This is a genomic window from Spiroplasma taiwanense CT-1 (assembly GCF_000439435.1).
In the GTDB taxonomy this organism is placed as follows: domain Bacteria; phylum Bacillota_I; class Bacilli_A; order Mycoplasmatales; family Mycoplasmataceae; genus Spiroplasma_A; species Spiroplasma_A taiwanense.
Genome location: NC_021846.1, coordinates 755347 through 777788 on the forward strand (window position 1 = coordinate 755347; position 22442 = coordinate 777788).

Sequence of the window (22442 nt, forward strand, 5' to 3'; positions counted from 1 at the left end):
CTCCTTTCTAATTACTAATTGTTAATGAATCTACTGGTTTTATTCTTAAAAATTGTTTATATGATATTAAGATTGTTGCAATATAAATTGATATTAAGATTGCAATAACTGCAAATGGTTGTCAAATTGCAAATTCATATGGAATTACAAATGAATAATTTGAAGACATATAACTTACAATTTTTTGAATACCAAATCACGCAGTTAAGAAACCAAAAATAAAGGTTGTGAAAATTGGTAAAATATAAATTCCCAAAATTTGAGCCATAACATAATTATTTGTATATCCCAAAATTTTCATTGTTGCAATAAATTGAGCATTTTCTCCAATAATCAAAATTGTTGTAATAACAATAATTATTATTGAAATTGTTAAAGCAATAAAAGTAATCAAATAAATTATTATTCTAATAATTGCTTCAACCTGATCTAATAATTCTCGTTTATCTTTTAATGAATCAATTTTATTTAAACTATTTTCACTATATCCTTGTGTATATGATGTATATGTTGTTCCAGTTTCATTATCAATTATTAAACTGGATTTTCCAACCATCCCTATTGAACTATAATCACCAAAAGCTTGTGTTTTTGAAGTATTTATTAATTGATCATTATATAAGTTTCAATTAGTATATTTATAATTAAATATTGGATATTCATTTTCAAATATTTTTCATAAATATTTTGAAGCATATTTATATCCATTTGGATCTACATAATCAGAAGATAATTTTAAAAACATATTAATAAATTCATCATATGGATTATCTGCACCAGTTACAAATTTATCATTATTATTTGCTTGACTTCATTTTGTAATTAAAAAATTAAAATAGTCTATAAATTTTTCTCATTGTGCTTGAGAAATTTCATACATAGTTTGTGTATCATAAAATTTTTTTAATGCAGGGCTTTCTTTTCATTCATTTAGGAAGAACTTATTAAAGAAATATTTTTTAATATTATCATATTTTAAAACTTTATTTGCATTTTCATTAGAAATTCATGCTTTTGAATTTCCATAATTTTCAGTTACACCAACTATTAAAAATTTTTTATCCGATCCCGTAAACACTTTTTTTATTTCTGATTTATTAGCAGCAGTTTGAATTTCTGTTTCTTTTGATATTCCACTTAATGTTTCTGATGCTATTTTTTTACCATTAATTGTTGCAACAGAAATTGGAGATTCTGAATCTCAAGTTTGATTTAATTCATTATACGCAAAGTAATTTTTTTTATGTTCAGAAATATAATCATTTACTGTTTGAGTTAAATAGTTATATTCTGATTTAATTCCCATATTTACATTATTTAAATCAATACTATTATTTTCTTTATCAACTAACTCTTTTTTAAGAATTGAGACATTCATAATGTCTTTTATTCCCAAGTTTAATTTTTTAGAAATAGTTTGGTTAATAATAATTGGAATATATTCATTATAATCAGAATTCAATTTTTTAAATAAATTTTCTTTTATATCAGTTCCTTCTGAATCACGTAAATAAACTGAAACTGAATTTGAATTCAATCCATAAATTTTTATATTTTGTTCATTTTTATTTGAAAAGTAAGTTCCATTTATCATGGTTCCTAATTCTTCTGTTTGATGATTATAAGGAATAATATTTGTTGCAATATTATAATCTTGATTTTTCAACAAAGCTTCTTTCATTGCTTGCTGAATGACATTTGTTTCTTTTTGATATGTTGACTCCATCAACATTGTTCCAAGTTTTGATTCAAAATGAATTCAATATCAAAGAATAATATAAGTATTAAATTTTCTAAAATCTTCTATATCTCATTGACTTAAATCATTTAAATCGATTTGCATAACATCAATTCCATTATAAAAAATTTTATTATTTTCAATATTAAAATCTGAATATATAAAATCATCTAGAAAATTTTCTCATTTTGAATTTATTGTGTCATTTCCATAAAACAAATAATTTGTTCCTTTTGTTGCAAGTTTAAATGGAGTTTTTACTTGATAAGTTTCGTAAACTTCTTCTCCTGAAGTTTCAAATAATTGATCATCAAAGTTAATATTTTTTATTTTTCCATAATTTAATGATTTTAAATCATTTTCATTTAAGTATTTAGAGTTTATATTTAAAGGTAAAGCATTTATATATTTTTTATAAAAATTTTGCAATTCTTGTGCTATTTTTTGTAAAGTTTCTTTTAAACCATCTTGATTACCCTGTTTAATAAGTTTAATAGCACTTGCTTCAATACTGTCAATTAAAAAGGAATAATCTGCTCATTGATTTGCAATTGAAACTATTGAATCATAAGGAACTCCTTGTGTATTTCTAGAAGGAATTTCTAATTCATCTAATTTTTTTAAATATTCAATTGAAGTATTTTTTCAATTTGTATAATTATTTTTAGCTATTTCTTTAAATAAATCATAATTATTATTTATTATTGGAATATTGTAAGAATAAAAATTATTACTAATATTATTATTCATTAAATCTCCAATAATTTGATCAGTGTCATAATTATAAGTTTTTGTTGTTGAATTGTACTTTAAAGGATATGAAGTTATATATTCTTGTTTTGAATTAGTAGATTCACTAATATCTGTTACATGATTTTCTTGATTATAACTTCATTTTTGTTCTTTAATCGGATTGTAAGTTTTTAGAAAAGTTGAAGGATTATTTGAAACTGGTTCATTAAATTCAACAACATCCTTATAATTTAACCCTGAAAATGTTGCTTTACTGTTTTTTTCCATGACTAGTGGTGTGATAATGGCTGTAGAAATTAATAAAGTAGAAACAAATAAAGTAGCGGATGTTCCTAATATTTTTCCAGTTGAACTCATTAGTAAAGCAGAATGTAATTTAAGAGTCGGATTTGCTTTTCTAAATAAAAACTTAAATCCTCTTCCTATTTTGCTATTTCTTTTCATAAAATTTCCAGCTAATAAATTTAATGCCCTTTGTTCAATTACGTTATAGGCAATTAATAAAGTTATTAAAGTCAATGTTATTAAAACAGATATAAATATTGCAAATGTATGTAAACTTAAAGAATCAAATCCTTTATAGTGAATATTAAAGTAATTTGCAAATATCGAAATAATATAATTTTGTATAACAAGTATTGATATGTACCCTAATATAGTTCCAACCAAGCTAATTACAATTGGTGTTGATATAAAGAACATTAGCAATGAGCGATTGGAATAACCCAAAGCTTTAAATGTTCCTAATTTAGATTTAGTTTCATCAACTTGTTTCTTAACAATTAATATAATTATGAAAACAGAAATTAATGCAATCAATATAAGTAAGAATGTTGAAAACACTCAATAAACTCAAATGACATGTCTATAACTTGCTGTTCTAAAATAAAATTTATATTCTGTATCTCTTAAATCAAAAAACATTTTTACAGCTGTCGTATTTAAATTTCCATACTCAATTCATTCCTTATTAAAAGCCTTTAAATAAGATTCTGAATTATGAGACTTACTTTTAAATTTTCCAGAAAAATAAACTTCTCTATCACTTTGTGATTCAAAATTTAATTTTGAACTTGAAAGGTCGTAGCTATAAATTTGCATTTTTGTTCCTTCTTCATTTTTTACTTCAACTTTATTAAGTCCAAAAATTGAAGGATCAACATATGCAATTAAATTCTTTTTTATTGAAGGTATTGTTGATTTAAAGTCTGTTACAGGATATACAAAATCAGCTGAAGAACCAAATCCAATTACTTGAAACCAAACTTGTTCTTTATATTCTGATGTATTAATTCCTAAAGTTGAATCATTGATACTAACACTTCCACCAAAAGTTAAATTTGAAATGTCATCTTTAACTAACAACTGATTTCCATAAATATCTGCAGTTAATCTTATGATATCTCCTCTTTTGATATTATTTTGGTTTGCAAAATTGGCTTGAATGATAACCTCTCTTGAAGCAAATTGCTTATTTTCTGAAAAATATCTATCTTTTTGGTTATCTTCTAAAATAATTTTGTCAACCAAGATTTGTTCAGTTTTTGTTTCATCAAACCTTTCATCAATTATTGATGTCTTAGTTAATGCTTTTATATTTAAGTCATTATTTTTCAGTTTGACATTATTAAATGTTCTTCCTTCTGTTCGAGATCAATTAAAATAACTATCTCCTTGAACAATTTGATTTTCAGATTTAATTCCTTTTCTTGAAAGAACATTAATTAAGTATTGAGAATATAAATCTTGATTTGCATATTCATCAATATTTTCTCCTCCAATTCATTCATTTTCATCAAATGAAATTCTTGTTGAATTATCAACATTGACTATAAAGTCATGTTGATTTGATTGATTTATAAGTTTATTATAACTTTCATCTACCCTGTTGATTGTTATAAAAACAGACATACCAACCATTATTGCTATTGTTACTAAAAAACCCAATCCAATTAATTGGCCCAAATTTTTCAAAGTAGTTTTAAATCCAGATTTAATAATTAAAAGTTTTTTGTTAGGTTTTTCTTGAATTTTCATAATTAATATCATTTACTTTCTAATAATTTTAAATAAAGATATTAAATTAAATCAATACTATTAATTACTACTGTTCAAGAGGATTTTAAATCATTACAATATGATTCACTGCTTAACTGTGAATCAATTTTTACTTTTATTATTAAATAATCAATATTATTTTCTTGAGTTTTAGAAATTGAATAATATAAATTACTTTTAAATGAATATGAAACTTTTGAACGACATTTAAATCAACTTACCTCTAAAAAAGGTACATTAAATTGTGTTCCATTAGTTGAATCTCTAAATAATTTATAATTATCATTTGTTGAAATTTGATCTAAATTTTCAGTTATTATATTTGTTCTTTCTCCATTTTTTAAAAATGATGCTGAAACTTCTTCGCTTCCACTAATTTTTTTAGGTCTTGTTGTTAAATTTAATTCAACATTTTGCTTATAATTTTTAGCTTCATCTAAACTTAAAGGGATTGGATATTTTAATGAAAAACTAGACTGTGGTGTAATTCAAGGTTTATTTGAAGCACCGACTTTTCAACCTAAATTTTGTTTTGATTCAAAACTTACAGCTGTTGCTGACCCATTTTGGGTATTTTCAATATTAAAACCACTATCTTTTTTAAAAAGTGTCTTATATCTTATAATTACATTTCCATAAAAAACTTTTGATTCAGGTTTTGCTGTTAACTCAATTTGCTCATATGTTGGTGAAGAATAATTAATATTACTCTTTATATTTTCATTTGTAATTCGATTTTGAATAGCATTGATAATTTCATCTGCTGTAATTCAATATAATTCACCTAAATTATGATTTGTAATATTAATAGCTGTTGATATATTTTGTCTTTTTATATTAAAAGACATTTCAACTGAATTTGTAAAACCAGTAATTGATAAGTCAAATTTTACATTTGCAATTGTTTGTTGATTAATATCAAAGCTTGGATATCTAATATTTTCTATTTTTAAATTACTTTTTTCTGTTAATTCTAATAATTTATTTTTTGATAATAATAAACTAATAATTTGCTCATTTGGATTATTATCATTGTAATTTGAAATATCTCCAATCTTTGTAACTTTTACAATTGAGTTTATATTTTCAATACTAAAAGTTAAAGTTTGAGCATTATTTAAACTATTATTTCTAATTGTAGCTTGTGATAATGAATTAAGTTCAATTATTGAATTATTTACATTTGAATATCTTGCAAAAATTGGATTTAATTCTTTTACTTTATTTAAAATTGTTATGTTTTCTAAATCATCAAGTGTACCTAAGTTTGTATTTTGAATTAATGTAACAATATCATTTGCATTATATCTAACAATTACTTGTGAAGAATCTTGAAATATATAAAGTTCATCATTATATTTTAAAGATATTGTTACATTTTCTGGTCCTTGACTATTTATATCTGAAATAAATAATTTATATTCATCATTTTGTAAAAAAGAAATATCTATTTCATCATTTATATTTACGTTTAATAATTTATTTGTAATTCAATTTTCGCTAATATCATTTGTTTCTCCTAAATCTCGAGTTACTAATATACTTTCTAGCGATATAGGTTTATATTCTAATTGAATTACTTCATTTTTTGCTTTTGTATCATTTTTTCAACTTATATCTATTTGATTTAAAGATTTTACTTTAATATCAAGATCATTTGAAAAGTCCATTCCTGAAATACCAGGATTTAATTCCTTTATTTTTTCTATAATGGTATTATACTTAATATTTTTTAGACTACCTAGTTGTCTAATTTTAATTAAGGCATCTAAACTACTAACCTCAAAACTTCCTACAGTTGTGCCAAAATAGTTTTCAACTGTAAATTTAACTTTTTTTAAAGATAATCCTTTTATATAAATTGTTTTATTTTTTAAAACTGAATTATATTCTTTAATTCTTTCAATAAGTGAATTATTACTAACATCACTTATTTCTCCAAGATTAGTATTTAAATTTAATATATTTATATTTTCAAATCCCTGGTTACTGTCATGAACATTATCGCCAACAACACCATCTTCTTTTTCGTTTGTGTCTGGACGATATTTTTCAAGGCTTTTTACAAAACCTTGCATTACTAATAAACTTGGTGTAACTATTAAACCAAAAGCTATAGTTATTACACCACTTATAATTAGTACTTTTTTCATATACTTAACACCTCTATTACTTTTAATTTGAATAAATAATAATAGATTAAATAAGTGGTATTTTGCTTCCTTTTCTTACAGTTAATAATATATTTTTTTGAGTATATGCAAAGATTTTATTAATAACAATTCTTTTAAAAAAAATTTTAATTGAATTTATTAAGCTTTTTAACTTTCTTTTCACTTTTTTATCAATTCAATTTTTTTTAAAAATAAATAAAAATGGTTCAATTGATAAAAAAATAAATGGTTCAAAAACTATAAAGTCATTTCTGTTTTTAAAAATTTTGTAAAAAATTAACATAATTAATAATGAAATTATTAATGATGTGTTTATTACAAAGAAAAATAAAAAATGAATTTTATTATCAATATTATAATGAATATTGTTTATTATAAAGTTTGTACTTGAAACAAGAACTATTGGTGCAAAAGCAAGTAAAAATTTTAAAATAAAAATTGATGCTAATCTTCGATTATATAATTTTAAAAAAGATTTTCATTTAAATTTTTTATACTTAATTTTTATTAGAACACCCATAAAGGTTATAAATAAAATTAATAGTGCAATTGTAAAAAATATATTATTAAATCAGTATTTTTGAAGTATACTTACTAAGTCAAAATTAATATTTCCGAATAAAAATATAGCTAAATAAGCAATTAAAAAAATATATAGTAATGATAATGATACTACATGTCGTGTTATCAATATATCTTTTATTTTTTTAACCATATTTTTTACTCCTTATCTCTTGACTTTATCATAATAAAAAGTTAAAAAAATAAGCATACTATAAAAATAAATTAATTTATTGAATTATAAAAATATTTTAAAATAATATAAAAAAATATTTTACTTTCATAAAATATTTTTTTATATTATTAAGTTTTACATTTTAATTTCTGTAATTGTATAACTTTCTATTATTTTCTTAATTTTAATTGTTACTTTTCTTCCTTGCCCTAAATTATAAGAATATTCGTTAGATGAAACTGCTTCAGAGAAAGCAATTGTTAAAGATTTATACGCTGAACTAATTGACTTTATTAACTCAGCTTTTTGAGTAGTGACATTTGAATTAACTCAATTACTTATTTCATACAAACCATTCATATTCTCTCTTGCAGAAATTAAACTATCTAATAAAGCTGAATCTTTTTCTATTAGATTAACTATTCCTTCAACACTTGTTGGCATATTTGAAAAAATTGGTGCTAAGCCTTTAATAACAGATGAGAGTTGTGAAAAATCAATTTTTGTAGGTTTTCCGTTAATTAATTCTTGAATTTTTTCAATAATAGATTTAAGTGAATTTGTATTATCTAATATTTCAAAACCTAAAATACTCTCTAATCCAAATAACTCTCCTAAATCACCAGTTAAAATATTTTGAATAGTTCCATAACCTCAAATATCATTATTTCAAACTACACTAAATAAATTTCCATTTGCTACTGTATTTGTATCATCAGTTGCTGATATACTATTAATTAATTTTTTAAAAGTTTCTTCAGTAAATGGTAAAGAAATTAAATTATTCAATAAACTAAATGTACTTGCCAAAGTTTCTCCACTTGTTTTAGATAAAATTGGTTTTCCAAGAGCTAATTTGCCAATCAAGTTAACACTAATATTTCCTAATTTTAAACTACCTAATAAAGGGAAATAATTGATCCCACTCCCGGTATTAACCCTTCAATAATTAAACCAACATTTAATTTATTGATAACTTCTGCAAGTCCATAACTGAATCCAAAATCTCCTTTATTAAATGAAAAATCATTAAATTTATCTAATCCTATTGTTTTTATTATATTAGATAAGTCTCCCCCTCCACTAGTAATTGAAGCAATTATATTTGCTAAGTTTATATCTAAAATCATATCATCACTATATTTTGATTCATCACTTACAAATAACATTTTTATTGCATTTTGTAAAAATGCTGGTGCTTTTTCATTATCACCTGAGCTAGTTGGAAATAAAATATCATGTACTTTTGCTAATAATTCACTTAAATCAATTGAATTATCTTTTTGAGTAATTTTTTCATTTCTAAATGATACTATATCATTTAAATCAATTTCACTATCAACATCATTATCAATTATAAAATTTGAAATATAAACTAATTTTATTCTTGCAAAATTTACTATTGAAGATATACTCTCCAAATTATTTAAAACTACACTATTTTCAAGTGGTTCATTTATTAATTTTGCAGCAGTTTCTCCAAATTCTGCTATTGCTTTTTTAAATACACTTACATAAGTATCATCTTTTGCATTAATTAGACTATTTGTAAAATCTGAATTTCCTCCAGATAATTTAATTATTCCATCACCCAATTCTGTTAAAGCCAAATTCATAGCTTCAGTTCATGTTTTATTATCATATTTTGACATATCAAGTGCGTCACTAAAAAAATTTAGTGAGTTTCCTACTGTTTTAATTGTTTCTTTAACTTCATTTGTTAAAGTTTCACTATTTAAGGTTACACCAAATGAATTTAAAATACCATTTACAACTTTTTCTAAATTTGAGCTTCCATCAGTGTTCTTTTTAACTGAAAATACTCCTGAAACAATATCTGTAATTTGAAGCAATAAATCTTTACCAGAAGGTTGTATTCCTGTTGTAATTGAAGTTATATCTGATGATATAAATTAATTTTTAAATCAATTATCTTTAAAACTTTTTAATTGTGTTCCTGTTAATGCTTTTGATGAACTTGAAAATGAATATTCATTTAAAACATAGTCCATATTATATCCATTTGTTTTATTTAAATAAGCTAATTTTGCAACTTCACCTAAAAATTCTTTCATTTCATCTTAATTAAACTCTTCTTCTGTTGGTATATTTGCATTATTACATGCAACTACTGTAATTGTTGTTGAAGCAGTAATGGAAACTGCTCCTAAAAATCCTAATAATTTTTTCATTTTATTTTTTACCTTTTTCCCTTAATTTTATTTTTTACAAATTTTCATTTGCATCTTTTGATGAAAATACTACATTAAAAGCAATATCTTCTTTTGTTAAATAACGAAATTCACCATTTTCCTCAGAAACTAAAGATATTTTTATTTGAACATTTTGAACATGTAGTCTAAAAGTATCATTATTATTTAGAATTCTATTTGAAATATTTCCCGATTGATTTTTTCATTCCTGATTTTCACCATATTTTTTAAATTGAAAAACAAATTGTGCTTTTTCAATTGTAATTGTTGCTTTATCTAAAATTGTTTTATCAAAATTAGAAGGAACTAGTCCTTTTATTAATGCATCAGGAATTAAATTAATAATTGTTTGCATTGAAATTTCTGGTAAATTACTATTTATTAATTCATTTAAAGTAGAAGTAATTTTATCTTCAAATAATGGAAGAAAAAGTTCAATAGCAGAACTTGCAAGATCTCCTAAATCTAACTTTTCAATTAATAACGTAGTATTTAAAGCAATTAATTCATTAAAATCCATATTTAAATTTGGTCCTAAAAAATCACTTATTTTAATTTCGTGACCATTTATTTCTAAGAAATCACTTATTCCAAATGTTTTTAATAAATTTCCTGTTTCTTTTAAAATTATTTCAAAAGCTGAAATAAATTTATTTTAAAATTCTAAATATTGTTCTTTTTCTTCTTGTGAAGAAGGGTCTAATTGAGCTAAAGCACTTAAATTTAAATTTCGAATTATATCTAGATTATTTCCAAGATTTGCATTTAAAGTTTTTAATAAAGGAACAAAAAAAATTAAGCTAGATAACGTACCTAATGTAATATTTAATTCTCCAATTATTAGAATATTAAATTTTGCCAATAAAGGATCAAATTTATTATCCTTAGTTTGAATATTAAATAGATCTAGCATTGATAGTAAAAAGTCATAACTAAAATAATTTCAATTAACTTTTTTGTTGAAATAACTTGTAAATTTTTTAACAATTCAACATTTACTACACCCATTTTAACTTTTGTTGATGTTGTAATTTGATTTTCTTCATTTATTCCTTCAATTAGAGGATTTTCAAATAAATTATCAATTAAATTTAAACTATATACTGTTCAATCTATATTTACTTTTTTTTGAATTGCGATTAGTAAATCTTCTTTTTGCTTTTCAAATGTTTTTCCTTGTTTTATAAAATTATTTATTAATTCAAATCTAGTTTGTGTTTCATCATTTTTTGAAGTTTCTGTATCAACAATTAAAGTATCATTAAGTGCATTTTCAAAAATATCTTTAATTTTTTGATCTTTATTTGAATTATCTTCAGGTTCTTTTTGAGATATATTCGAATTTCCACAAGAAATTACAGTCGTTGTTGCAGAAGCAGTTAAAGAAATGGCTCCTAAAAAAATTAAGTAATTTTTTCATATTTTTCTCTTTTTTAAACAAATTTAAAAATAAAAGTTAAATTGCAAAATTACCTAATTTAAAAAGTTTGAAAAATTTAATAAATAGTTTTTAAAATACAAAATTATTATATAAAAATCCAAATATAATACCCTTAAACTAATAATATATGATTTTGTAAAAATATTTTTTTGTAATACTAAAAAAAAATTATTATTTAAAATAATTTTTATTTATAAAATATTAAACAGATGGCTTATAGTCTGGATTATCTTGATTTTTCATGACATTATCTTCTCAATAACTTTTTAATTCATTTATTATTGAATTATCATTAATATTAATAATAACTTTCAAAGTTCCTAATGCTCTTTCTGAATCTTTCCATCAATTTGTAAAATCAATAATTTCGTCATATCTTTTACCATATGAATTTGTTTTTCCATAAAAGATATTAAAATCAAAAGAAATTTTATTATCAATTACACTTAAACCATATTGATAGATTTCTTGACTAAAATTAGATTCTTGATTGGAATTTACATCAAGTATTGCTAAAGGAATTTCCTTTTGTTTAAATAAATATCCAAATGCAATATCATCATCTCTATTTTCCATTGATTTTGCAATGCCATCTAAAGAAATATTTTTATCTCATATTTTTGGAGTTTGATTTATTTGACCATTTACTGGATCAAAATCCACATTAAATACACTATTTATTTCTTCATTCAGTTTTTTATTCATCAAGGAAACTAAATGATAAATTCTTCAACTTGAGCTTGTAACATTTGATAAATCCGATCCTGAATCCCCAAATGAAATTGCTTCCTTTAAGCTATCAAGCATTGTTTGAGAAACATCATTGTTCACAATATTAAATCCAAAAGGATCTACACTAAATTTTGAATTTGCATTAATTTCATAATTATATTTAGAAATTAAACTTGAATCTGAAATAAATCTATTTTCCAAGTAAATATTTTTAAAACCTGAATCAGCTATAAAATCTTGAATTTTATATTCATCTGGTTTATATCATCTTTCATCCCTTCCAATTTCTGAGTTACTTCTTCCATAATATTGAATTTCAAATTTATAATCATCATTATAGCCAAAATCTAAGTATTGCTCATTATAGCTTAAAGATTCCTGAACATTTGTAATTGCATTTTTCTTAAATAAATTCAAAGAAAGCTCTTCTTTTGCAAAATTATATTCTTTTGAAGATGAATTATTTGCTTCTCTTGAAATTTTAATAACTTCTTGCAATTTTACTTTAAAATCTTGAATTTCTCCTTGAGATAAACCAGTTTCTTGATCAACATTATAAATATTTTCCAAATTTTCTTTAAAGTCCAAAATTTCTTGAATTAGATTAGTTTTTAATATTTCCTCTAAACTCTCTTGTAAATCATTAAACATTTTGGTCATTAATATTTTTGAATATTCCAAATCATCATCAGTAAATAATTGTGTACCATCATCATTTGTTAAATTTCTTCTATTCAAGGCTTGAGAAAATAAAACAATATACAATTGATTTTTAAATCTTAAATATACATCTGTAGTTTCCAAACCTTCACTTAAAAATATTGGTTCTTCATTTAAATAATTATTAAATTGTTCTTCAACTTCCTTTTTTGAAGCTGCTAAAAGAATATTTGTAAAATCTAAGCTGTATATTAAATTATTTACAAAATCTGTTGCACTTGGTGAATAATTTATTACACCTGGAGCAATTTTTCCAATTTCATCTACAAAAATATTCTCTAAACTTAACAATTCACTTGAAGAGACAAAACCTTGATAAATTGAACCAACTCTATCATGTTGAACTGTTTCACGTGAAAGAAATTCACCATTTCCTCAAACACCCTCAGGATTTGAATAATCTGAACAACCTAAGCTTTGATAGTTTTGTTCAGTACAAACTTCTCCATCTTTTGTTGCTACTAATTTTTTATTAATATTTATTCTTGCGTAAACTGGTAAATTATCCCCAGCTCATCCTGTTTTATCTTCATTTAAAAATGTTACAGAAAGAGATCAAGAATTTAAACTAGGCATTCACCCACTTACATTATTTGATGCACCAATTTTTCCCTTATCAATTAAATCTTTAAGACCTCACTGAGATTGTCAACTTAATTTTGTTGAAATTCAACCATATCCTGGAATTTTTGATGAAATTTCATTTAGTAGAGCATTTGACATAACATACATTGTTAAGCTACTTTTAAGTAAAATTGCAATATCACTATCTTCATTATTTTCAATTAGTTCTGTTAAATCAAATGCCTCAATTAATGCATCAATATCATCATTTGATATACCTCTTTTTATTTTTACTCCATTACTTTCAAGCATATCTTTTGTTAAGTTTCTAATTCCAACCATTTTTTCTTCATCTGTATAATTTGAAAAAGTTCCTAAACCACTGTTACAAGCAACAACACTAATTGTTGAAAAAGATAAAATTGATAATGTCGCAAATATTAAACATAATTTTTTCATTGGTTCACTCACTTTCTAATTAGAAAAAAAATTATTTCTTCGTTTTTTTTCTTTCCTGTTTTTTTTGTAATTTTTCTAATTTTTGAATTCTTTTTGAATCTCTAACTTTATCTAAATATAATTTTATCATATTTAGTAATTTTTGAATTTGTCTTCCAATTCATTGTAATGCAATTCAAATAACTCAGAAAATAATGATAATAGCAAATACACAACCAACACCATAATATAAAAAAGCACTAATCCCAGCAACTCTACTCGTTAAATCTGTTGTGAATGTACCTTGAATAGCTACATATGTTTTGTGTGGTAATAAACTTCCCCCACCCATATATGATAATGCTCCGGGAATTAATAAAAATATTATTGCTATTCCAGAAAAATGAATAAATTTTGATCAATATAAATATTTTTCTTTTCCTACATTAATAAAACGATCACTTAATTTTTCTTGAATAAATCAATTTGCAAATGTAAAATACAAAATCGGAATTATAGGAATTATAGGAATAAATCCTATAATTGTTGCTGCAAAAATAAAACCCTGTGCAGAATTTGGTTCTTGTCTTGAATTTGCAAATAATGCATATAAACCATTAATTCAATAATAAAAACCTCCTTCTTTATGGGGAACTAAATATGAAAAGGAAAGCATTAATATTTGAAAAATAAATAAAAAAATTATAATAAAACACATTCAAAATATCTTATAAAGTCTTCTATATGGTTTTAATTTTATTAAAAAATTTGAAAAACTTTTCATTTATTTGCTCCATTCCATTTCATAATTATATTTTAAAGCAAAAAATTACTTTTAAATAGTAAAATAACATTAATGAGGTGAAAAAAATGAATGTTTTTAAAGTAACTCCCCGTGGTTTTTGTCTAGGCGTTGTAAAATCAATTAAAATGGCAAAAGCAGCAATTAAAGAATATTCTGACAAAGACATTTACATGATAGGTTTAATTGTACATAACAAGATAATTGTTAAAGAATTAGAAGAATTAGGAATTAAAGTAATTGACGATTGGAGAAAATCAAGAGCAGATATTATTAAAACAATCCCCAAAGGAAGTGTAGTTATTTTTTCAGCACATGGAACAGACCCAAAAGTAATAAAACTTGCAGAAGATTTAGGTTTAATTATTGTTGACACAAAATGTGAATGAGTTTTAGAAACTGAAAATTTAATTAATAAATACATTAATTTGGGATTTGATATTATTTTTATTGGAAAGCACTTTCATCCAGAAACTATTGCACTAACTTCTTTACACTTATCAAAAATTCATTTAGTAACAAATACTGATGAAGTTGAAAAATTGAATGTTTTAAATAGCGATATTTTTATAACAAATCAAACAACTTTATCAATAATTGATACAGATTTAATATATAAAAAAATAAAAGAAAAATATCCAAATGCTTTTTTTAAAAATGATATTTGTGAAGCAACATTAGTTAGGCAACAAGCAATTTTAGATTTAGATCCTAAAGAAATAGATTTATTATATGTTGTTGGAGACTCAAGAAGTAATAACACATTAAAACTTTTAGAGTTAGCAAGTGATAAGGGAATTAAAACAAAAAGAATTGATAATTTTAAAGATATTAACGATAATGATTTAAAAGGTATAGAAACAGTTGCTGTAACAGCAGGTGCTTCTACTTCAAGTTTAATTCAAAATGAGGTAATAAAATTCTTAGAACAAAAATAAAAAATACTTTCATTTATTTATAAAATAATGAAAGTATTTTTAATATCAAAAGCACTAACTTTTAAATCATCGTTAAAAGTTTTAAATAGTTTTGCTTTTATATCATCTATAAAATGGTTTTCCATATAATGTCCTAAGGTTAACATATCTATATTATTTTGATCTGCATATAGTCATTCATTTCACTTTGCCTCTCCTGTTACAAAAAAAGAATTTTGCAATTGTAGATTTACCATAGTACTTGCGCCAGCGCCAGGAGTTAAAAATATACTTGAAATTTCAGAATTCAAATCACTTTTTCTGCTTAATAATGCTTGTTGCTTTCCAAAAATAAATTTTAATTTATCAACTGATTCTTTTAAAGATATTTCTCTTAACAAATTTATTTTATATCCTTCTTTAAATAATCCAATTTTCTCAACTTCTTTTATATTAAATTGAGTACTTATTAATTCAATTATATTTTGATTATCGCTATTATCATAATTTGTATGAATTGAAAATACTTGTATTTCATTTTTAATACATAAATCATAAATTTCTTTTTTTGCTATATTTTGCATTTCTAATTCAAATTCTAAAAATAAAAATGGATGTCTTGTAATTATAAAATTTGATTTATTTTCAATAGCATATTTTACAGCTTCTAAAGTTAAATCTAAACAAATAACTACATGAGCAATTTGATCTTGACTTTCTAAATTATAAACTTCTTCAATTTGAAGTCCCACTTTATCTCATTCAGCTGCATTTTTTTGTGGAAATAAATCATTTAAATAATTAATTAAAGCATTTGCCTTTATTTTATTCATTAATTAAAGTTCTCCTTTTTAAGATTTTATTAATATTTTTTTTATATTTTAAAAATTCCTTACTTTTCTTATCTTTTACTGGTATTTGTTTTAATAAATCTAATATTTTCTGTTCTTCCTTTAATCATTTTTGAAGAAATAATTTATTATTATCTTTTCTTAAAATTGGTCCAAATAATACATCTAATTGATTTTTAATTTTATAACCAGCAAATTTATTTATTTTAATCAATTCATAAATTATTTTATTATCTTCAATAAGCAATTCTTTCTCAATAAAATATTTTTTTTGTTTTGCTCATTTTCTAATAGGTTCTAAATTTGTATTTGAAGCAATAATATAGCAATCAATATTTACATTATCTTTTTTTAGAATATCCAAAATTGTTGAAGAACCCATTCCCGCAATTATACATGAATCAAGTTTAATATTATTTGGAATAGTTCATTCAATTCCATCTGCCAGCATTGTTTCAACTTTATCTGATACACCAAAACTTGCTATATTATTTTTTGCCACACTTAATGGTTTTAAAGCAACATCTGTTGCATAAATTTTTTTAGCTTTTCCATCTTTTGCTAAAAATATTGGTAAATAAGCATGATCCGTTCCAATATCTGCAACAATTTCTCCTTCAGATACCATACTTGCCAACGCAAAGAGTCTTGGGGTTAAAAAACTCATAATTATCCTTTAAAGAAATCTCTTAAGGCTTTTGCTTTTGGATTTGAAGCTGATGGTTTAAACTTCCTAATTGTTTTTGCTTCAATTTGCCTTATTCTTTCTCTTGTAACTTTTAATTCTTTTCCAACTTCTTCAAGAGTTTTTGGAGAATCATACTTTGAAAGATGTAATTGAATTATAGGATTTCTAAATTTTTGAATTTTCTCAATTGAAGTATCATAGTGAATGTCTAATTCTGTAATTGCTTCTTTTAATTGCTCATAAGTTTCATCATCACATTCTTTTGCAAGCCTTACTAATGCTCTAAGTTTTGTTGGTAAAATACCAAATCTCATTCTTACAACTTTTTCTTCTCTTGGTGCAAGTATTTCTGAAAATACATCATCAATAACTTCTCTTAAAGCTTCTTTTTCAGCATATTCATCTGGAGAAGAAATATCTTTATCTTCTACAAAATCACCAAAGTGAGTATCATCTTCATCACCAAATGGTTTTTCTAAACTAACTGGTTCAATTGATAATTTCTTAATTTCAACAACTTTTTGTGGAGTAATTCCTTTTCCAAAAGTTTTTGCTATTTCTTTTGAAGTAGGTTCTCTTCCTAATTCTTGAGTTAATTGTCTTTCAATTCTTGTTAATTTATTTATAGTTTCAACCATATGAACAGGAATACGAATTGTTCTTGCCTGATCTGCTATTGCTCTAGTAATTGCTTGACGAATTCATCATGTTGCATAAGTTGAAAATTTAAATCCTTTTGTATAATCAAATTTATCAACAGCCTTCATTAGACCAATATTTCCTTCTTCAATTAAATCAGCAAAATCTAGACCTCTATTTAAATGTTTTCTTGCAACAGAAATAACAAGTTTTAAGTTTGAAGTAATTAATTTATCTCTACCTTCTTTTGCAATATCAGGATCAGAATCTTCTAACATTTTTGCATATTCTACTTCTTCATCTTTTGTAAGAATTTTTGATGATCCAATTTGATTAAAATAAGACTTAATAATATCTTGAATTTTTGTCTCATTACTAATTCCCCCAACTCTATATTTTACAGGGCCACTATTTTCATTTGCTTTTTTTAAGTCTTTTCTTACTTTTTCTCTTTTTTTGAAACTATCTTCAAGTTCACCTGCTGTTTCAGAATCATCTTCATCACCATCTTCAATGCCTTCAACAAAAGATAAGTCTTTCAAATCTTCATCATCTACTAAATCATCTGTAAAAATAACTTCTCTATCACTTAATTCCTGAAATAATTGATTTACTTCATCTTCATCAATATCTTTAAATTTTTTAAATAAAACTTCTTGAATCTCCTCTTGAGTAATTTCGTTATCATTTTTTTCAAGATAATTTCAAAGATATGTTTTAAATTCATCAATTGTTTCAAATTTTTTAAAATTTAATGCCATTTTTATGTACTCCTCTTCATTAAAATTTTATTTTTTTGTTTACGTAATTCTTCAATATGTTCTAAATAACTTTTTTGTAGCTCAGAATCATAAGTTTCTGAAATTTTTAAATTAAATTTTTCAATTTCTAAAGCTAATTTATAAATTTCAATTGCATCAAAAGCATCATTCAAACCTTTTTCAGTTATTGAATGTTCAATTTTTGCATAAAATTTATTTCTAATTTCAAAAATATATTCACAATATTTTATATCTATTTTTTTAATATCATTTGCAATTAATTCTCAATCATGACCCACATAGTTATTATTTTCATATTCTTCAATTATAAAATTAATAATTTTTTTTATACTATATGTTTCAATTTTATTAATATGTTTTTTAATTTCATTGAGAATTTTATCACTATTTAATAAGCTTCAAATTATTGAAGATTCCGCCAATTTTGCTGCTGTTTTATATTGATTTTCATAATTTTTTACTTTAAATTCATTAATTTTTTGAAATTCAAACCCTTGCATTGGTAGATTAGAATCAAAATTTTCCTCTTGATAATATGAATTCATCAAAGTATTTATTTTATCTTGATCAAAATAATCTTGAATATTATTTTGATCTGCTTTTAATTCCTCTGTATTATTTTTATTAATTTTTATTCTATAATTTTCAAATAATTTTTCAATTGCTTCTTTTTTAATTTGAGAAATATTTGCTAAAGTTTGTAAAATTTTATTTATTGTAATTATATTTATTTCATATTTTAATAAGTTAAGTATATTCGAAATAAATTCATTAATTTGATTTGAATCATTTATATCTAGATCTTTTGAGTAATAATTAATTGCAAAATCGACAGGGTGTTTTGCATTTTCAATCATTTGATAAATTAAATTTACCTCCCCATCTTTTACAAGTTCATCTGGATCTTTACCCGTTGTATTTTCAATAATGGTTACATTAATTCTTTTTTCCATTAATAGAGCTGCTGTTTTTAAAGCAGCTTTGATACCTGCATTATCACCATCCAAAAATAACTTATAATTTTTAGCAACTCTTGAAAAAAGTTTTATATGATAGTCAGATAAACTTGTTCCCATAATTGCAACAGAATTCTTAATATCAATTTTCTCTAAGCTAATTACATCCATGAAACCTTCTAAAATTAGTATTTCATTTTTAATTCTAGCTTCTTTTTTTGCGTTATTAAAATTATATGCCAATTTCGATTTCTTAAAAATTAAATTTTCAATAGAATTTTTATACTTAGGATTTTCATCAACATCCATTATTCTTCCTGAAAAACCAATAATATTTGATTCCTCATTTCTTATTGGAAAAATTAATCTATTTTCAAAAAATGATTTATAAGTCACTCCTTTTTGATAAACTAATCCAGATTCAAAAATTTCTTCTTTTTTAAAACCTAAGTCAATAAGATAATCAAATATATTAATATTTATTGGACAAAAACCAATAGTAAATTTTAAAATTTCACTAGCATTAATTCTTCTTTCTCTTAAATAATCTCTTGCTTTTTTAGATAAATTTGATATTAATAAACCATTAAATAAAGCAGCAATAGACTCATTAATTAAAAATAATTTAGATTCTTTTGAAGAATATTTTGGCTTATCATCATAATCTTTAATTCCGTCAATTTTTATTTTTAAATCTTTTGCTAATAAACTAACAGCTTTAAAAAAAGTAATATTATTAAATTCCTGAATAAAGGTAATAACATTGCCACCTGTTCCACATACAAAACACTTAAATATTTTTTTATCTAAAGAAACATGTAATGATGGGTCTGAATCATCGTGAAATGGACATACTGATAAATAATTTCGACCTTTTTTTTGAAGATCAAGATATTTACTAATTACATCAACAATATTTGCTTTATTTAAAACTAAATCAATTTGTTGTTGTGAAATTGCCAAATTTTTTCACCTCTCTTTAAATATTCTTTTCTAATAAATACTTATCTATTTCTTCAATTTTAATTCTTTGTTGCGACATTGTATCTCTATCTCTAATAGTTACACAATTATCAACTTCACTATCAAAATCCAGTGTTATACAAAAAGGTGTTCCAATTGCATCTTGTCTTCTATATCTTTTTCCAATATTACCAGTATCATCAAAAACTGCATCATAATTTAATAATAATTTCTCATATAAAATTTGTGCTTCTTCTTTTTGTTGTTTTTGAAGTGGCATTACTGCTATAGAATATGGTGCAAGTTTATAAGGTAATTTCATAACTATTCTTTCACCATTATCTAATTTTTCTTCCTTATAACTTTGGCAGAAAATTGCAAGCAACAATCTTTCAACCCCAACACTTGGTTCAATTACATTTGCCAAATATTTTTCATTAGTCTCAGGATCAAAATAAGTCAAATCTTGACTACTATATTCTTGATGTTGTTTTAAATCAAAATTACTTCTATGCGCAATTCCTCATAATTCTCCTCTACCAAAGGGAAAATTAAATTCAATATCTACTGTTCTTTTAGCATAATGTGCAAGTTCGCTTTTATCATGTTCTCTAATTGAATAATTTTCCTTATTTATTTGAATAACTTCTTCTAAAAAAAAGATTACTTTATTCAATCAATACTGAAATCAATCGTTTTGATCAGTTGGAGCAAAGAAAAACTCAAGTTCCATTTGTTCAAATTCTCTAGTTCTAAATATAAAATTTCCTGGTGTAATTTCATTTCTAAAAGATTTACCAATTTGACCAATTCCAAATGGCAATTTTTTTCTAAGTGCTCTTTGTGAATTTTTATATTGTACAAAAATACCCTGAGCTGTTTCAGGTCTTAAATAAACAATCGAACCTTCATCCTCAACAACACCTTGACTAGTTTTAAACATTAAAGTAAATTGCCTAATATTTGTAAAATCATTTTTTCCACATTTAGGACAATTAATATTTTCTTTTTTCAAAAAGTTTTCAAGTTGATTATTAGTTCAACCTCCAACATTTAAATCACTAAATTTTTCCTCAATTAATTTATCTGCTCTAAATCTTGATTTACAAGATTTACAGTCAATAAGTGGATCATTAAAATTACCAAGATGCCCTGAAGCATTTCAGACTTTTGAATTTAAAATAATAGAAGTATCTATTCCAATATTGTATTGATTTCTTCTAACAAAATAATCTCATCATAATTTTTTTAGTTTTGTTTTTACTTCGGCCCCTAATGGTCCATAATCTCATGAATTTGCAAGACCACCATAAATTTCAGATCCTTGAAAAACAAAACCCTGACTTTTTAAATGTGAAATTAATTTATCAATTTCTATATTCATATGTTTCTCCTTATTCAAAAAATGCACTTTAAAAACTTGCAAACTGAAATTAGTCCTTAATGATTTTCTATTTTTAAATAGAATGTGTCAATACACTATAAGTGTTATTTATACAAATCTATTTTATTTATAGGTACATTTAAAGTAACCTCATTTCTTAAAAAGAAAATTGGTCCTAAATAAAAACCTAATTCTCTTTCATAATAGTCAATGATTATATTATGTAAAACTACTAAATCTAAGGAATTGTACTTTTGATCAAGTAAAGAGTAAATATTTTTTTTACCAATATCTTGTAATAATTTCACAAAAGACTCTAAATGTATTTTTTCACCAGGTCATAAGCATTTTTTACAAATCAAACCTTTTTCAACATGCTCATATCTCACAATTCTTGAATTACTTTTTTTACATCTAACACATTTTGTCAATCTTAATGGTTGAATACTTTCTTGAATTAAATAGGTAATAAAAAATAAATAACTTTGAAATGAAAAAATATTTTTTTCAATATTTTCTAAAACATAACAAAACATTTTAAATATTTTGTATTTCTTATTAGAAATTTGTTCAATTTGTTCAAGAATTTTTATCATAATTGATACATAAATATAATTTCTATAATTTTTACTTATTTGAAAATATTCTTTTTTTAAAATACCAGTTTTTAATTTACTTATTTTATCTTCACTTTTTGATTTAAATATTTCAAATTCACTTAAAGATAAAGTTTGAATTGAATATTTATTTTTTGAAGTTGATTTATTAACTCCAGGAGCAAAAAATGAGAGCTTTCCATATTCTTTTGAAAATACTGTAATTATTTTTGCATAATCATCATAATCTACATTTGAAATAACTATAGCATTTATCTTTATTGCTCCCATTTTTTT

Annotated in this window: 18 protein-coding genes; 1 reads left to right on the plus strand and 17 read right to left on the minus strand. The window is 23.2% G+C overall.

Annotation, left to right across the window (positions count from 1 at the left end; all coding sequences use genetic code 4):
• Nucleotides 1–7: 7 nt before the first annotated feature.
• The 11 genes from STAIW_RS03905 to STAIW_RS03945 form a co-directional block, all read right to left on the minus strand.
• A complete protein-coding gene (locus STAIW_RS03905) occupies nucleotides 8–4540 on the minus strand; it encodes an ABC transporter permease (protein ID WP_020834533.1) in 4533 nt (1510 codons plus the stop codon).
• 29 nt (nucleotides 4541–4569) lie between these two features.
• Nucleotides 4570–6702: a hypothetical protein gene (locus tag STAIW_RS03910; RefSeq protein ID WP_020834534.1), complete on the minus strand. Its 2133-nt coding sequence runs from the start codon at nucleotides 6700–6702 to the stop codon at nucleotides 4570–4572.
• Nucleotides 6703–6748: 46 nt separating this feature from the next.
• Nucleotides 6749–7438, minus strand: a complete 690-nt coding sequence (locus STAIW_RS03915) for a hypothetical protein (protein ID WP_020834535.1) — start codon at nucleotides 7436–7438, stop codon at nucleotides 6749–6751.
• 156 nt (nucleotides 7439–7594) lie between these two features.
• The gene (locus STAIW_RS03920; RefSeq protein WP_020834536.1) at nucleotides 7595–8326 is read right to left on the minus strand and encodes a hypothetical protein; all 732 of its coding nucleotides are present in this window, start codon (nucleotides 8324–8326) and stop codon (nucleotides 7595–7597) included.
• 32 nt (nucleotides 8327–8358) lie between these two features.
• On the minus strand, nucleotides 8359–9312 hold the full coding sequence (locus tag STAIW_RS03925; RefSeq protein ID WP_020834537.1) for a hypothetical protein: 954 nt from the start codon (nucleotides 9310–9312) through the stop codon (nucleotides 8359–8361).
• Between the two features lie 60 nt (nucleotides 9313–9372).
• Nucleotides 9373–9534: a hypothetical protein gene (locus tag STAIW_RS06255; protein ID WP_020834538.1), complete on the minus strand. Its 162-nt coding sequence runs from the start codon at nucleotides 9532–9534 to the stop codon at nucleotides 9373–9375.
• A 6-nt stretch (nucleotides 9535–9540) separates the two neighbouring features.
• Nucleotides 9541–9651 (minus strand): lipoprotein, encoded by a 111-nt coding sequence (locus STAIW_RS06260; RefSeq protein WP_020834539.1) that lies wholly within the window; start codon nucleotides 9649–9651, stop codon nucleotides 9541–9543.
• 34 nt (nucleotides 9652–9685) lie between these two features.
• Complete coding sequence (locus tag STAIW_RS03930) at nucleotides 9686–10192, minus strand: hypothetical protein (RefSeq protein WP_020834540.1); 507 nt, start codon at nucleotides 10190–10192, stop codon at nucleotides 9686–9688.
• Between the two features lie 135 nt (nucleotides 10193–10327).
• The gene (locus tag STAIW_RS03935) at nucleotides 10328–10585 is read right to left on the minus strand and encodes a hypothetical protein (RefSeq protein WP_020834541.1); all 258 of its coding nucleotides are present in this window, start codon (nucleotides 10583–10585) and stop codon (nucleotides 10328–10330) included.
• Nucleotides 10586–11314: 729 nt separating this feature from the next.
• Nucleotides 11315–13588, minus strand: coding sequence for a hypothetical protein (locus STAIW_RS03940; RefSeq protein WP_020834542.1), 2274 nt, complete (start codon nucleotides 13586–13588; stop codon nucleotides 11315–11317).
• A gap of 31 nt (nucleotides 13589–13619) precedes the next feature.
• On the minus strand, nucleotides 13620–14351 hold the full coding sequence (locus STAIW_RS03945) for a hypothetical protein (RefSeq protein WP_020834543.1): 732 nt from the start codon (nucleotides 14349–14351) through the stop codon (nucleotides 13620–13622).
• An 86-nt stretch (nucleotides 14352–14437) separates the two neighbouring features.
• On the opposite strand from STAIW_RS03945, the gene ispH reads away from it, so the two are divergent.
• The gene (gene ispH, locus STAIW_RS03950; protein ID WP_020834544.1) at nucleotides 14438–15307 is read left to right on the plus strand and encodes a 4-hydroxy-3-methylbut-2-enyl diphosphate reductase; all 870 of its coding nucleotides are present in this window, start codon (nucleotides 14438–14440) and stop codon (nucleotides 15305–15307) included.
• A 17-nt stretch (nucleotides 15308–15324) separates the two neighbouring features.
• On the opposite strand, the gene STAIW_RS03955 is transcribed toward ispH, so the two are convergent.
• From STAIW_RS03955 to recO, 6 genes are all read right to left on the minus strand, one after another.
• Nucleotides 15325–16119 (minus strand): Nif3-like dinuclear metal center hexameric protein, encoded by a 795-nt coding sequence (locus STAIW_RS03955; RefSeq protein ID WP_020834545.1) that lies wholly within the window; start codon nucleotides 16117–16119, stop codon nucleotides 15325–15327.
• Nucleotides 16112–16804, minus strand: coding sequence for a tRNA (adenine(22)-N(1))-methyltransferase (locus STAIW_RS03960; RefSeq protein ID WP_020834546.1), 693 nt, complete (start codon nucleotides 16802–16804; stop codon nucleotides 16112–16114). Before STAIW_RS03960 ends, STAIW_RS03955 begins: the two co-directional genes overlap by 8 nt.
• A gap of 2 nt (nucleotides 16805–16806) precedes the next feature.
• Nucleotides 16807–18225: a sigma-70 family RNA polymerase sigma factor gene (locus tag STAIW_RS03965; RefSeq protein ID WP_020834547.1), complete on the minus strand. Its 1419-nt coding sequence runs from the start codon at nucleotides 18223–18225 to the stop codon at nucleotides 16807–16809.
• 2 nt (nucleotides 18226–18227) lie between these two features.
• Complete coding sequence (gene dnaG / locus STAIW_RS03970) at nucleotides 18228–20165, minus strand: DNA primase (RefSeq protein ID WP_020834548.1); 1938 nt, start codon at nucleotides 20163–20165, stop codon at nucleotides 18228–18230.
• 16 nt (nucleotides 20166–20181) lie between these two features.
• Nucleotides 20182–21549, minus strand: a complete 1368-nt coding sequence (locus STAIW_RS03975) for a glycine--tRNA ligase (RefSeq protein ID WP_020834549.1) — start codon at nucleotides 21547–21549, stop codon at nucleotides 20182–20184.
• Nucleotides 21550–21653: 104 nt separating this feature from the next.
• Nucleotides 21654–22436 carry a DNA repair protein RecO gene (recO, locus tag STAIW_RS05715; RefSeq protein ID WP_020834550.1) on the minus strand — a complete coding sequence of 261 codons (783 nt, stop codon included), beginning with the start codon at nucleotides 22434–22436 and terminating at the stop codon, nucleotides 21654–21656.
• Between the last annotated feature and the right edge of the window lie 6 nt (nucleotides 22437–22442).